Here is a 14,384-nt window from a genome sequence, read left to right as displayed (position 1 = left end):
AATGAATAAAAAGAAAGTTCAACGAGTAGAGATTCGCTCGTTTAGTCAAACCACCAACTTTTTCTCCAATATTTTGATTGCACTTTTTGCTTTTTCTTGTGTGTTACCATTTATTTTTGTGATCGCGATCTCTTTTACAGATGAATCCATTTTGTCCACGCAAGGGTATAGTTTCTGGCCTAAAACATTTAGTACATTTGGGTATACTTTTTTGTTTGATCAGATGCAAGACAAAATTTTCCAAGCTCTTTTCGTTACTGTTCTTGTGACAGTATTAGGAACGTTGATCAATAGTACAGCAACTTCTTTATATGCTTATGCTATTTCTCGATCCAACTTTCCATTTCGTCGTTTCTTTACAGTCTTTTGTTTGATCACGATGTTGTTCTCACCAGGGATGGTTGCGAACTACTTAGTGATGACGAATTTATTACAACTGAAAGATACGATTTGGGCATTGATTTTACCGATGGCGGTCAGTCCGTTCAATATTATCGTGATGCGAACATTCTTTAAACGTTCGGTGTCTGATTCGATCATTGAATCTGCTAGGATAGATGGGGCGAGTGAACTTCGGATTTTTTTACAAATCGTCTTACCTTTAGCGATTCCAGGAATTGCGACAATCAGTTTATTTGCAGCTTTAGGTTATTGGAATGACTGGTTCAATGCATTACTATATATCCAAAACGATAATCTCGTTCCATTGCAATATTTATTGATGAAGATTCAAAGCAATATCCAATATCTTACTCAAAATGCTGGAGCAGGTAGTCAGTTAGCTGGCGGTCTTGCTTCTGTTCCTGGAGAGTCTGCTCGTATGGCAATCGTTGTTATCTCAACATTACCGATTGCGATCAGCTATCCATTTTTCCAAAAACATTTTGTTAAAGGGTTAACGATTGGTGGCGTCAAAGAATAAAACACTCAAATAGGAGGAAAAAGATATGAAGTTATGGAAAAAATTAGCTTTTACAGGATTCTCAGCACTAACAGCAATCAGTTTAGCAGCTTGTGGGGGCGGTTCAGATGACAAGGACGATGCAGCAGCCAGTGATACGACGACACTACAAATGTACCAGATTGGTGACAAACCAGATAACCTTGATCAGCTGATGGAAGTCGCGAATAAACGAATTGAAGAAAAAATTGGTGTAAAAGTCAATATCAATTATATTGGTTGGGGTGACTATGAGAAGAAGATGAATGTCATCATCTCATCTGGTGAAAATTACGATATTGCTTTTGCAAACAACTACGTATCAAATGCACAAAAAGGTGCATTTGCAGATTTGACTGAATTAGCACCTAAATATGGAAAAGAAGCATATGATTCTTTGGATGAAGCATATATCAAAGGAAATCTGGTCAACGGAAAATTATATGCGTTTCCAGTAAATGCCAATGTCTTTGCACAACAAGTGTTGACCTTCAATAAGCCATTATTAGATAAATACAATTTATCGATTGATGGTATTGAAACGTATGCGGATGCGGAAAAAGTTTTACAAGAATTCCATAAAAAAGAACCGAATACAGCAGCTTTTGCCATTGGTCAAGGGTTTAAAGTACAAGGTGATTTTGATTATCCATTAGGAAATACCTTACCATTTGCGGTTGATTTGAGTGGCGATAAAACAAAAATCATCAATCAATATGACAACGAAAATTACATCGAACTGTTACGGACGATGCATAGTTGGTATGATCAAGGATTGATCCCTAGTGACGCAGCGACAAGTAACAAAGACTATCCACTAGAAGGTAATACATGGTTGATGCGTGGAGAAACACAAGGACCATACGATTACGGCGATACGATTTTAACAAATGCTGCAAATCAAGAATTAGTGTCTAAACCGATCACGGTTCCGTTGAAATCAACAGGGCAAGCACAAATGGCAAATTTTGTTGTCTCTAATACGTCAAAAAACAAAGAGAAATCAGTAGAGTTCTTAGCGTTATTGAATAGCGATCCTGAATTACTTAACGGCTTGGTTTGGGGAATTGAAGGAGAAGCATGGGAAAAAGTTGGCGATGACAAAGTGAAATTATTAGACGGATATCAGCCAAAAACTCACATGTCTGCTTGGAATACCGGTAATAATAAAATTCTTTACACACAAGATACGATTACCGATGAAATGATTGCTAAAAGAGATCAATCGATTGCAGAAGCTGAAACTTCTCCAATCTTAGGCTTCAGTTTTAATACAGACAGCGTAAAAACTGAATTGAGTAATATCTCAAATGTCATGAATCAATACCTTGATGGATTGAACACTGGAACTGTCGATCCAGATGAAACCTTACCAAAACTAATGGATGCCTTAGATAAAGCTGGATACGACAAAGTACTGACAGAAATGCAAAAACAATATGATACATTCCGACAAGAGAACAATTAATCAATACTGAAGTTATGATGGAAGTATCTAGCTCCGAGAAATAAGGCGGAATCCACGGAAATTGCTCTTGCATTTTTGTGGATTCCGCCTTATTTACGAAGAAGCTACTTCTGGACTATCGGTTATCTAGCTGATAACCGAAGTATTGCTCCTCGAAGACCATTTATTTGGTTTTAAAGGTTCCAATATGCTCAATGTTACAGTATGTTTTTGTATAATAGGATATGATGAAGAATAAAGGGGGGAAGTCCTGTGTTAGGTAGAGCATTGGAAACAGTATTCATACGCGTATGGGTCATCATGAAATTGACATTGTATTTTTGGGGCTTAGCTGTATGTGGCGGAGTCGTTTTAGGAATCGGACCAGCTTGGAAAGCTGTCAATGAACAGTTTTATCTCCATGGTTTCGAATATAAAGACATCACGATCAGCGAAAGTTGGCAGATGTTCAAACAATCCTTCTTAAGAGGAAATCAATTATTTGGTCTTTTTTCGGCTTGTCTTTTTTTGCTTAGTTATAACTTGTATTTATCTGTACAGATCCAAGGGATTCTTTTCTTAGTGGTTGATTTTATTATACTGTTCAGCATGTTGTACGTTTATGCGACGTATCAATATAGCATGATCCTGGATAGTGGCTATCAAATGACCTTAAGAAATCTATTGAAGTTGAGTTTGATTTCCAGTTTCGCAAGTTTTTCAACTTTCTTAAAAATCATCCTTGGTAGTGGTTTGATTCTTTGGGTGACGTGGAATTATAAAGGGTTGATTTTATTTGGATTGATTGGGTTACTTACAGTTTGGAACGGAACGATCACCAAACAATGGCGGGAAAATCTGGACTTGCAGTTGGAAACATATGAATAGGTTAGATTTCATCTTTTCAAAAGGAACGTTGTTGAACCGCTTATTGCGTAAATATGCCATCATGATGATTGCTCTGACGATGATTGCAACGATCATCATCAGTGTGCATACATTCATCCAAAGACAAATTCAAGCACAACAAGTAGTAAATGAGGCAGTTCAAAGTACGTTGCGAACGCTTAGTGATAAAACAACGTTAAGTAAAGTGATCAAAGATCAATTTGTGGGGAATTCAGATAAAATCGAGAATACCACCACTTATTTAACTAAACCAATCGATCAATATTTAATGTATGCGTATGACCGACAACGACAATCTGCTGATTTTCTTTCATTCCCTAACGTAGTTCGTGATATGTATGTCAATTATGAAGAGGTAAGCAGTGTGTACCTTGTGTTCAACCAATTACCAGAATATTTTGAGTCCACTAGAGAGAACAAAGGCGGGATAGTCAAGCAGGGAACGCCACAATTAAAACAGGCTTTTTATATCAAAATGACGATTACACAAGGTGGCGCAGAAATTGGCAGTATGTTTGTAGGTTTTGATAAAGATGAACTTGATGCAGCGCTAACAAATTTAAATACGTTTGACGGATTATCTCTTTACATGATTTCCGGAACGAGTAATCGGTTGTATACATTTCATGATCGAGCACTGGGTAAAGAACGAATCTTTGAGCAGGAAAAGTTGATCAATCAGACCCTACAAGCGGATTCTACATTACCAGTGGAAAAATTAGGAAAATCGAATTTTATCCAATCTCAAGAGGTGTCCGATGATTATCGTATTTTAGCCACATTAGATAAGCGTACGGTTCGCCAAGTAACAGAAAAAAGTTTAGCACCGTTAATTATTGGGGTCATTTTATTGGATGGGTTATTGCTTTTATTTTTATACAAGACGTTCAAACGTTACTCTCAACAAATCGATCGTGTCATGGAAGCCATGGATGAAGTGGCTAGAGGGAATTTAGATACTCGTGTGGATACTAGTATCACTGAATACGAGCTAAAAGACCTATCAGTCGGAATCAATGAGATGCTAGGCAGTATCAATCAATATGTGGAAGATATCTACAAATTAGAAATCAAACAACAAGATGCACACATGCGCGCATTACAAGCGCAAATCAATCCGCATTTTCTATACAATACATTAGAATATATTCGAATGTATGCCATCAGTGAAGGTAGTGAAGAACTAGCAGATGTTGTCTATGCTTTCTCGGCATTATTACGTAATAACACCAATCAGGAAAAGACGATTCATTTAAAAGAAGAATTGGATTTTTGTGAGAAGTATGTGTACCTCTATCAAATGCGTTATCCTAGCCGAATCGCCTATCATTTCACGATCGAATCATCATTGGAAGAGATTGAAGTACCGAAATTTATCATCCAACCATTAGTAGAAAACTATTTTAAACATGGCGTTGATTTCACTCGTTTTGATAACGCATTGAGTGTAAAAGTATTTAAAGAAAATGAACTTGTTCATCTTTTGATTAGTGATAATGGCAAAGGAATCACAGAAGAGCGATTAGCTGAAATCAGCGCACAGTTGGCGCAAAGCAAAGTAGAACTCAGTGGATCGATCGGCTTACAAAATGTCAATGAACGGTTGCGTGCTAGTTTTGGCCCGAGTTATCAGATGATCCTAGCTAGAAATGCAACTGGTGGATTAACGATCCATATTACTTTTAAAATAAAAAGGGGAGCTGCTGATGACTTATAATGTACTACTAGTTGATGATGAATATATGATCTTAGCTGGCTTACAAAAAATCATCAATTGGCAAAATTTAGGATTTAACGTTGTTGCTACTGCAGAAAATGCTATGCAGGGACTATCGATTTTAGAGACGCAGCCAATTGATCTAGTTGTCACAGATGTAACGATGCCTGAGATGAATGGATTAGAATTTATTGAAGCTGCTCAAAAAGAACATCTTTTTGAATTTATGATCTTATCGGGCTATCAAGAATTTGATTATCTAAAAAGCGGGATGCAGTTAGGCGCCGTTAATTATTTGATGAAACCAGTCAATAAAGCAGAACTGATTACTAGTCTTGAAACCGTCAAGAAACGCTTGGATCATCGAAGACAACAAAAAAATCAACAAGAAGTGTACCAAGAAATTCTATTTAGCCAATGGTTGAATGATGAATTGGATGAACCTAGTGAAGAAGAACTTTTAGAAAAACTAGGCAAGCGTCAGCGACGTGTCTTACTTGCACAAGTACCTAGGCAGGCTGAAACGACAATCAGTCAGTGGCTGACAAAAAGAAAAGAACCTTTTTATTACCAACGGAATTATGGAGAACTTGTTTTATTTGTTTTGTTGCTTCAGAAGGAGGCAGTAGAACTGTTCAGCCATTTTGTTGAACAGTCGCTGATGTGTGAGAATTGGCTGATTAGTATTGGGGATGAATCTTGTGATCCGGAAACGATACCGCAAAGCTTCCAGCATGCTAAAGATAATTTACAACTACATCAATTCTATGGGGATCAAAATCAACGTATTTTTTATGCCGAACAAGCAGGAATCAAACAATCAATTGATTTTGTATCATTTAGTCGTGTGTTGAAAAGCGGTCAGCTAGCGCTTGCGCAACAAATGATCTCTGACTTTTTCGAGCAATTCCAACAGGCGGTCATGTCGCCTGAAGATATCCGTCATTTCAGTTTTTTATTATTTATGGATATCTATCGTGAGCTGATCCGTTTAGAAGATGATGAATACTTAACAGGCATCCAAAAAATTAATCAAGCAAAATCTGTCCAAGAGTTGCATCAACTCCTATTATCTTTATTGGAAAATCAGCATAATCAAAAATATAGTCAAAATGTCGAAAAAGTTCTTCAAATCTTACATGAGAAATACAAAGAACCTTTAACCTTGAAAGAAGTCGCAGAACATTTGCATCTGAACGTCATGTATCTAGGACAACTGTTTAAAAAAGAAACTAAAAAAAGCTTCTCTGCGTACTTGAATCACTTAAGAATGGAACAAGCAAAATGGTTGCTGATCCATAGTAATCAAAATATCAATGAGATCTCTAATGAAATCGGCTATAATAATACGACCTATTTTTCAAAATTATTCAAAAAAATCGTCGGACAGTCGCCTTCAGAATACCGAGAAAATCAAGGTCAAACAGAAGGAAGTTTCATCTGAATAAAAAACAGAGTTTTTGAGAATTAGCATCTCATGATCTCTGTTTTTATATGGTTTGATTAGTAAAAAATCATATAAAAAAACGAAAAAATATAAAATATGTGATGGGTTCTATGTTAAAATGGACAATGTAGATTGTTTAAGATGGTAGCTACTCAGGGATGATGCCTACGAGTATTTTCCTACTTCAACGAGGGGAGTAGCCTTTTGTCTGTTGCGGAAGCACAGGCATTGATGATCCAGTTTGGATCGTTGATGCTTGGGCTTGTTGGCATTATGCTGACAATAAGCAAAAAAGATAAAAAATAAACCCGTCATAAACTTTTAGCGAAGTTGACGGGTTTATTTTAGCTCAAAACATGCTACCGTCTTAAACGGCTACATTGAAGTGATGTTCACGCATCGCTTCTTTTCTTTAGTATAGCATCTCAACGAGTCATCTGTAAACAACGTGTCATGAGTGAAATCAATCATTCAATAAAGTCCTAATGAAGTCGCACATTCTCTAAAGTTAGTGCTGAAGAGGATGGCAAATGGACTTCACTACAGAGTAAGCGCTGAGATAGCACTTCCTTAACCACGGTTATTATTCTTGGCGACTTAAAGAATAAGGCAAGTTATCCTCTGAATAAGTTTTAGTATGAGGAACGATGCCTAAATGGTAGTTGATCGTGCCACCGTTTAGTAAATCTTTATGAGTAAAATATAGCTTCTCATAAGTGTAGCCATCTCGACTTACATGGTGAATAAACTGTTGTTGTGGCTGATTAGGCGTAGCATGGATAGTCAATTGATTGCCGTTTGAAAGTGTTAAGATCGCTTGATCAAACAGTGGGATACCAATGACATACTCACCGGTTCCAGGTGTAACTGGGTAAAAACCTAAACTGTTAAAGATATACCAAGCGGCCATACTGCCATTATCCTCGTCGCCAGGATAGCCAGTAGGTGATGCATCGAAAAGTTGCGTAAGTAACTGTTTGATCAAAGGTTGTGCCATTTCGGGTTTCCCAAGGTAATGGAAAAGATAAGGGTAGTGAAAACTTGGTTGATTAGAGATAGCTAATTGTCCAAATTCAGTTGCTGCCATCTCGCTCATTTCATGGATTTCAAACCCATAACCACCGACTTCAAACTTAGGCAGTTGATTACATAATTCAACTAATTTGTTCTCAAAAGCTTGTTTTCCACCATGCGCTTCGATCAGTCCTGCAAAGTCATGGAAAACAGCAAAACTACTTTGCCATGCGCTTCCTTCTGCATAATCTGTGCCCCAAGAAATAGAGGAGAAATCAGGACGGAATTGTCCTGAGCAGTCTTTTGAACGCATAAAACCAGTTGCTGTATCAAAAACATTAAGATAGTTCGTGGATTGTTGCTGATAGTGATGAGTTGTTTCAACATCAGCTAGTGTTTGAGCAACTTGGCTGATACAAAAATCACTGTAGGCGTAATCAAGTGTGTGATTGATCGATTCATGGTAATGGTTTGGCACGTAGCCATACTTCAAATAATCGATTGTCCCTTGGCGACCATAATTTTGTTGGTCACTTTGAACTGTCGCCCCTTTTTTCATGGCTTCTAAAAATTCCGGCATATTCTGACTGCCGATACCTTTGATAGCAGCATCAGCGATCACTGCATCAATCAATGTTCCAGGCATGAGACCTCGTTCATCTGGAGAAAGCCACTTAGGTAAGAAACCAGTTTCTCGATAACTGTTTAAGAAACCTTCCAACATCTCTTCATATTTTTCGACCGCAATCAATGAAAAGAGTGGATAAACCGTTTTGTACGTATCCCAAAAACCATTATTTGTATAAAGAATCCCATTTTTTACTGTACGACTAGTGGTATCATAATGGATTTTTTTTCCTTCTGGATCAATTTCGTAAAAAGTTTGTGGGAATAGGAATGTCCGATATAAATTGTGATAGAACGTTTGCGTTTGTTTTTGATCATGATGGTTGATTTTGATTCGATCAAAGTAGTTTTGCCATTGCTCCCGACTGTCTAAAAGATAGTCTTTTTCTTGTTTTTCTTGCTCTTGTTTCAAATTATGGTGAGCTTGTTCATTACTGATGAATGACGTCCCTAGCCGAATCTTCTGCTGCTTGATATGACCAAAATAAAGAGCTACAGTGTCTGCTTGTTCGCTAGAATACTGGAGTTCACTAGTTGTCAGAGGCTGTTCGAAGCCCAAAACAAAATAAAAAGTGAAATTCGGATCTTCTGCGCCCGCAAAATGAGTGACTTGGCCTTCTAGTGTGTAGGCATCTTTTGCAGTAAGACGGAAACGGCCAGGAAACGCTAGTAATAAACCGCTATCATTTTGTTGGTAAGTGATGGAAAGGATGCCGCCATACATACTAGGGATTAATGTCGATTGAATACCGTAACGTAATTGGTCAATGGAAAGGTGGGTGGGACAAAAAGTACATTCTTCGGGACGATACGAACTTTGGGCATGGAACACCGTGGGTTCTTGTAATACTCCACTGAACGGAGTCATCAAAAAGTGGCTGAAATCCCCCATCCAAGGACTAGGTTGATGAGTCAAACGATAGCCTTGGAAAATCCGGTCATCAGGGTGAAACCACCAACTACCTCTTTGTTCATTTGTCTGTGGGGCAAAATAGTTCATACCAAAAGGAACGCCTGTATAAGGCAGGCAATTCCCATTAGAAAAGTTGGCTTGATTCGCAGTGCCATGACGTGTATCAATTTGTTGAATGTTCATGTGTATACTCCTTTGTCGATAGTCGTTGGATCAAAGTAACAGGATGTTTGATGTCAGCCGGTTTTTCTTTTGCTTGTAACCACTGGATCATCGCTTTGCCCGCAAGTTCGCCTAATTGGAGAAAATCTTGGGCAATCGTTGTTAAAGGCGGATCAACCAAAGCAGCAGCTTGGATATCATCAAATCCAATGACAGAAAAATCATTGGGAATGGTGTAACCCAATTGTTTTAACGTAGTCATTGCTTGAATTGCAACTAAGTCATTCTCACAGACAAACGCTGTAACGCTATGTGTATGAATATAGTTAGCTAATTCATTAGTGGTCGCCATTGGATCATTTAATGCAGTATGGAACGATAACTTTGCTTTATTCAGTGCTTCAAGATAACCGAGATAGCGTTGTCTCACGGATTGTGGATGGGATAAATCACCAAAAAGATAAGCGATTTTTTTGTGATCTTGTTCAATCAGCTGATTGGTTGCTAAAGAACCACCTTGAAAGTTGTCCGATAAGACGGTTGGAAAAGGTAACTCATATATTTTTTTATCTAGCATGAGTACTGGAAATTCTTTTAAGGAAAGCTCAAAAAGCAAGTCAAGATGTTGGTCTGTTTCAAAAGCATAATAAATCAAGCCATCAAATTCTTGCATCAAATCATTGGCTGTCTTTGTTTCTAAAAAATCTAAAGTCGTCATCATGACCTCGAATTGATGTTCTTGCATGATTGGATTCAAGCCCTGAGTAAAGTCACCCACGGATAAATCAGACAAGTAAGGCAACAGAAATAAGATTCTTTTATGAGTAGAGAGACTACGTGAAAGAATACCTTTTTTGGGAGCTTTAACAAAACTTCCTTTTCCGCGTACACGATAAATCAATCCTAGTTGTTCTAATTCTGTCAATGCCCGTTTAGACGTGATCCGACTAACATTGTATTGTTGGGATAGTTCTTTTTCAGTGGGAACTTGACTGTCGACAGGTAAAGTTCCATCATGTATTGCTTTTTCTAGCGCTAAAAATATTGTTTTATATAATGGTTGCTCCATAATTACACCTCTTAATGATATATCATAAATAAATAATAGCATAATACTTGAAAAAGTAAATAGAAAAAAGTTTATTGAAAGCGTAGACATTTGTGGTGTGAGCAGGTATAATCCATAATGACATATCAAATAAAAGGGAGTTTATATAATATGGCTTATAAAGATATACCTAATTCAGTGAAGCGATTTATGGATGACATTATACAAAAATGTGGAGAAGAGCATGCAGATTGGGCTAAGAATTTTTCTTCGGCCTTTGCGAATACGTTGTTGACCACAGTCAAACGGCAAGAGGATGGTACAACTTTTCTACTCACAGGAGACATCCCTGCAATGTGGTTACGTGATTCCACCGCACAGGTTCGTCCTTATTTAGTGATTGCGAAAGAGGATGAAGATTTAGCCGACATGATCAGTGGGTTAGTCAAAAAGCAATTTTACTATATTACGATCGATCCATATGCAAATGCGTTCAATGAACAAGCAAATGGCGCAGGGCATCAAACCGATCACACTCAAATGAACGATTGGATCTGGGAAAGAAAATATGAAATCGATTCTTTATGCTACCCTGTTCAACTAGCTTATCTACTTTACAAAAATACTGGACGTACAGATCAATTTGACCACTCATTTATTGAGGGAATAAAAAAAATCTTAGAAGTTTTTCAAGTAGAACAAAACCATCGACAATCGCCTTACACCTTTACAAGAGATACCACAAGAAAAGAAGATACGTTAGTCAACGAGGGGCGTGGATCGGCGATTGCGCCCACGGGTATGACCTGGTCAGGATTTCGTCCGAGCGATGATGCCTGTCAATATGGCTATCTTGTCCCATCCAATATGTTTGCTGTAGTTATTCTAGGATATGTCGAAGAGATTTTCACCTCAATTCTTGAAGACCAAGAAATCGTTGTAAAAGCAAACGACTTAAAAACAGCCATCCAAGAGGGGATTGCCACCTATGGAAAAATCGAAAATCAACAAGGTGAAACGATTTATGCGTATGAAGTAGACGGCTTAGGGAATGCCTCATTAATGGACGATAGCAATGTGCCTAATTTGATTTCAGCACCTTATTTGGGGTATTGCTCCAGTACAGATGAACACTATATAAATACGCGAAACACTTTGTTAAGTAAAGAGAACCCTTACTTTTATGAAGGGAAGTATGCAAAAGGAATTGGTTCTTCGCATACGCCCGAGAATTATATTTGGCCAATCGCCCTAGCGATGGAAGGAATGACGACAGAAGACAAGCAAGAAAAAGAACGAATCCTTGATTTACTAGTAGCGACCGATGCAGGGACACACTTGATGCATGAAGGATTTGATGTGAACAATCCGCAAAATTACACAAGAGAATGGTTTTCTTGGGCAAACATGATGTTTTGTGAGTTAGTCATGGATTACTTTGATATCCGAGTGGAAAAATAAGGAGGAGAATAGATATGAAGAAAAAAGTGTATATCATTTCTCATAGCCATTGGGATCGTGAGTGGTACATGGCATATGAGCAACATCACATGCGATTAGTGGAGTTAATGGATGATTTGTTGGAGCTGTTTGAAATCGATCCAGACTTCAACAGCTTTCATTTAGATGGACAAACCATTATTTTAGATGACTATCTACAAGTACGTCCTGAAAAAAGAAAAGCAATCCAACAAGCCATCGATGCAGGAAAATTACGGATTGGACCATTTTATATTTTACAGGATGATTTTTTAATTAGCTCAGAGTCAAATGTTCGGAATATGTTGATCGGTATGGAAGAAAGTCGCAAATGGGGAACGCCGGTCATGCTAGGTTATTTCCCTGATACCTTTGGCAATATGGGACAAACGCCACAAATGATGAAGCAAGTAGGACTAGAAGCTGCTGCGTTTGGTCGTGGAGTGAAACCGATAGGCTTTGATAATCAAGTACTAGAAGCTGAGAACTATTCGTCACAATATTCTGAGATGTGGTGGAAAGGGCCTGATCAAACGGAAATCTTTGGGTTATTGTTTGCCAACTGGTACAGTAACGGGAATGAGATTCCAGCTGAGAAAGAAGCTGCGATTCGTTTTTGGGATCAAAAGTTAGCAGATGCCGAGCAATATGCGTCAACGAACCATTTATTGATGATGAATGGAGTGGATCATCAACCTGTACAAAAAGATATATCAACAGCAATTCGATTAGCCAATGAATTATATCCAGAATATGAATTTGTTCATTCCAACTTTACGGATTATATAGAAACGGTACAACAGGATCTTCCTCAGGATCTTGGCGCAGTTGCAGGAGAATTGACAAGTCAGGAAACTGATGGCTGGTATACGTTAGCCAATACAGCTTCTGCAAGAGTTTACCTCAAACAGTGGAACACAAAAGTACAGCGTCAACTTGAAAATGTCACAGAACCTTTAGCAACGATGGCGTATGAAGTGACAGGGAAGTATCCGCACGATCAATTAGATTATGCTTGGAAAACACTGATGCAAAACCATCCTCATGATAGCATTTGCGGATGCTCAGTTGACTCCGTTCATCGAGAAATGATTCCGCGTTTTGAAAAAGCCAATGAAGTGGGGAGATTTTTAGCACAAGAAGCGTTGGATCAACTGGCAACAGCTATTGATACCAGTGGATTTTCGAAGGAAAGTTATCCTTTTGTCGTTTTTAATACAGCTGGAATGCCCAAAACAGGGTCAGCCGTAATCACTTTAGAGTTGGAACGAAAACGATTTGCAGAAGGTATTCCAGAAGAGCTATATCAAGATTTGGCGGAACAACCTAAGAAATACTATCATGTTGAAACGTCCGACAAAAAACAGATTCCAACTTTGATTTCTGAAGAAGTTGTATCATTTGGCTATGATTTACCGAAAGATCGCTTTAGAGTGCCATATATGGCAAGATATGTCACGATTGAGCTACCAATTGATGAAATGCCTGCATTTTCATGGGAAACATTCGCTTTAGTTGAAGGAGTTGCGGATGAAAAGCAAGAGTCGATGATTACTCAAGCAGGATGCTGTATTGAAAATCAATTCGTGCATGTATCCATTGAGAAAAATGGGACATTGACCTTATTGGATAAAACGACCGGGCAAGAATTTGAAGAGTTATTGACATTTGAAGACGTCGGTGACATCGGTAACGAATATATCTTCAAGCAACCAGAGAATGAAAAAGCGATCCTTTCAAAAGACCAACCGACAAGTACTGTTGAGATCATCAAGGATACAACTAAAATCGCTCAAATCAAACTAACTCAAACCATTGACATCCCTATTTCTGCAGATGATCGGTTAGAAAAAGAGCAACAAATGGTACGAGAGTTCCGCTTTAGACAAGCCCAACGCTCAAAAGAAACAAAGCCACTGACAATCACAACACTGATTACGTTGCGTGCAGAGAGCAAAAAGATCGATTTTACAACAACCATCGACAATCAGATGAAAGATCATCGCTTACGTGTCTTATTCCCAACGAAGTTACATGTGGAACAACATGAAGCAGATAGTATTTTTGAAGTCGTAGCTCGTCCAAATCAAGTCTCTGCAACTTGGGAGAACCCGACCAATCCCCAGCATCAACATGCCTTCGTTCAATTAGGTGATGAAAGCCAAGGGATAACGATTGGAAATTTTGGTTTGAATGAATATGAAATCGTGGATGGAAAAACGATTGCGGTGACCTTACTGCGTTGCGTTGGTGAGATGGGCGACTGGGGTTATTTCCCAACACCGGAGGCACAATGTCTAGGTGTTCATCAATTCGATTACAGTTTAGAGGTCCATTCCGGGAAAGACAAATTCGCCACATACAAACATGCTTATGCCGCTCAAATTCCGTTTTCGACCAAGCAATTGCCAAATCAAGTAGGTAAATTCGCTCCGAAAAAACAATATTTATCAATCGAAGGGGAAACGTTTGCAATTACTGCTTTGAAACGAAGCAAACTTAATGATAAACTAGTAGCGAGAGGATTCAATATGTCTAGTCATTTAGAATCGTTGCATTTGACGAAAAATGGCAAAAAAGGCAAACGGTTGAATCTCCTTGAAGAAGAATGTCAAGAGACGATTGACGAAATGCTCCAGCCTTATGAGATTCGGACAGTCGGCTTTGAGGAGGAATAATTG

The 14,384-nt window shown here is 38.3% G+C and carries 10 protein-coding genes; 8 read left to right on the top strand and 2 right to left on the bottom strand.

The window, feature by feature from the left end; translation table 11 throughout:
* Position 1 precedes the first annotated feature (1 nt).
* The 6 genes from CYK55_RS12125 (at position 2) to CYK55_RS13905 (ending at position 6,766) form a co-directional block, all read left to right on the top strand.
* The gene (locus CYK55_RS12125; protein WP_034689758.1) at positions 2-922 is read left to right on the top strand and encodes a carbohydrate ABC transporter permease; all 921 of its coding nucleotides are present in this window, start codon (positions 2-4) and stop codon (positions 920-922) included.
* Positions 923-947: 25 nt separating this feature from the next.
* Positions 948-2,408, top strand: coding sequence for an ABC transporter substrate-binding protein (locus CYK55_RS12120; RefSeq protein ID WP_034689757.1), 1,461 nt, complete (start codon positions 948-950; stop codon positions 2,406-2,408).
* Positions 2,409-2,660: 252 nt separating this feature from the next.
* Positions 2,661-3,275, top strand: a complete 615-nt coding sequence (locus CYK55_RS12115) for a YesL family protein (RefSeq protein WP_034689755.1) — start codon at positions 2,661-2,663, stop codon at positions 3,273-3,275.
* A complete protein-coding gene (locus CYK55_RS12110; protein WP_034689753.1) occupies positions 3,268-5,013 on the top strand; it encodes a sensor histidine kinase in 1,746 nt (581 codons plus the stop codon). The genes CYK55_RS12115 and CYK55_RS12110 overlap by 8 nt, the downstream gene beginning before the upstream one ends.
* On the top strand, positions 5,003-6,457 hold the full coding sequence (locus CYK55_RS12105; protein ID WP_034689752.1) for a response regulator transcription factor: 1,455 nt from the start codon (positions 5,003-5,005) through the stop codon (positions 6,455-6,457). Before CYK55_RS12110 ends, CYK55_RS12105 begins: the two co-directional genes overlap by 11 nt.
* 207 nt (positions 6,458-6,664) lie before the next feature.
* Positions 6,665-6,766: a putative holin-like toxin gene (locus tag CYK55_RS13905; RefSeq protein ID WP_126134367.1), complete on the top strand. Its 102-nt coding sequence runs from the start codon at positions 6,665-6,667 to the stop codon at positions 6,764-6,766.
* Positions 6,767-7,043: 277 nt separating this feature from the next.
* Here the strand turns inward: CYK55_RS13905 and CYK55_RS12095 are convergent, their stop codons facing one another.
* Both CYK55_RS12095 and CYK55_RS12090 read right to left on the bottom strand, forming a co-directional pair.
* Positions 7,044-9,197 (bottom strand): GH92 family glycosyl hydrolase, encoded by a 2,154-nt coding sequence (locus CYK55_RS12095; protein ID WP_126134366.1) that lies wholly within the window; start codon positions 9,195-9,197, stop codon positions 7,044-7,046.
* Positions 9,178-10,245 (bottom strand): GntR family transcriptional regulator, encoded by a 1,068-nt coding sequence (locus tag CYK55_RS12090; protein WP_126134365.1) that lies wholly within the window; start codon positions 10,243-10,245, stop codon positions 9,178-9,180. The genes CYK55_RS12095 and CYK55_RS12090 overlap by 20 nt, the downstream gene beginning before the upstream one ends.
* Before the next feature lie 150 nt (positions 10,246-10,395).
* On the opposite strand from CYK55_RS12090, the gene CYK55_RS12085 reads away from it, so the two are divergent.
* Entirely contained in the window at positions 10,396-11,685 is a 1,290-nt protein-coding gene (locus tag CYK55_RS12085; RefSeq protein WP_034689748.1) for a glycoside hydrolase family 125 protein, read from the top strand.
* A gap of 14 nt (positions 11,686-11,699) precedes the next feature.
* Positions 11,700-14,381 (top strand): alpha-mannosidase, encoded by a 2,682-nt coding sequence (locus tag CYK55_RS12080; protein WP_126134364.1) that lies wholly within the window; start codon positions 11,700-11,702, stop codon positions 14,379-14,381.
* Positions 14,382-14,384: the final 3 nt, after the last annotated feature.

This window comes from Enterococcus mundtii (assembly GCF_003957375.1).
Taxonomy (GTDB): domain Bacteria; phylum Bacillota; class Bacilli; order Lactobacillales; family Enterococcaceae; genus Enterococcus_B; species Enterococcus_B spodopteracolus.
Note: the sequence above shows the minus strand (reverse complement) of the source record. Positions and strands in the feature narration are given on the sequence as shown.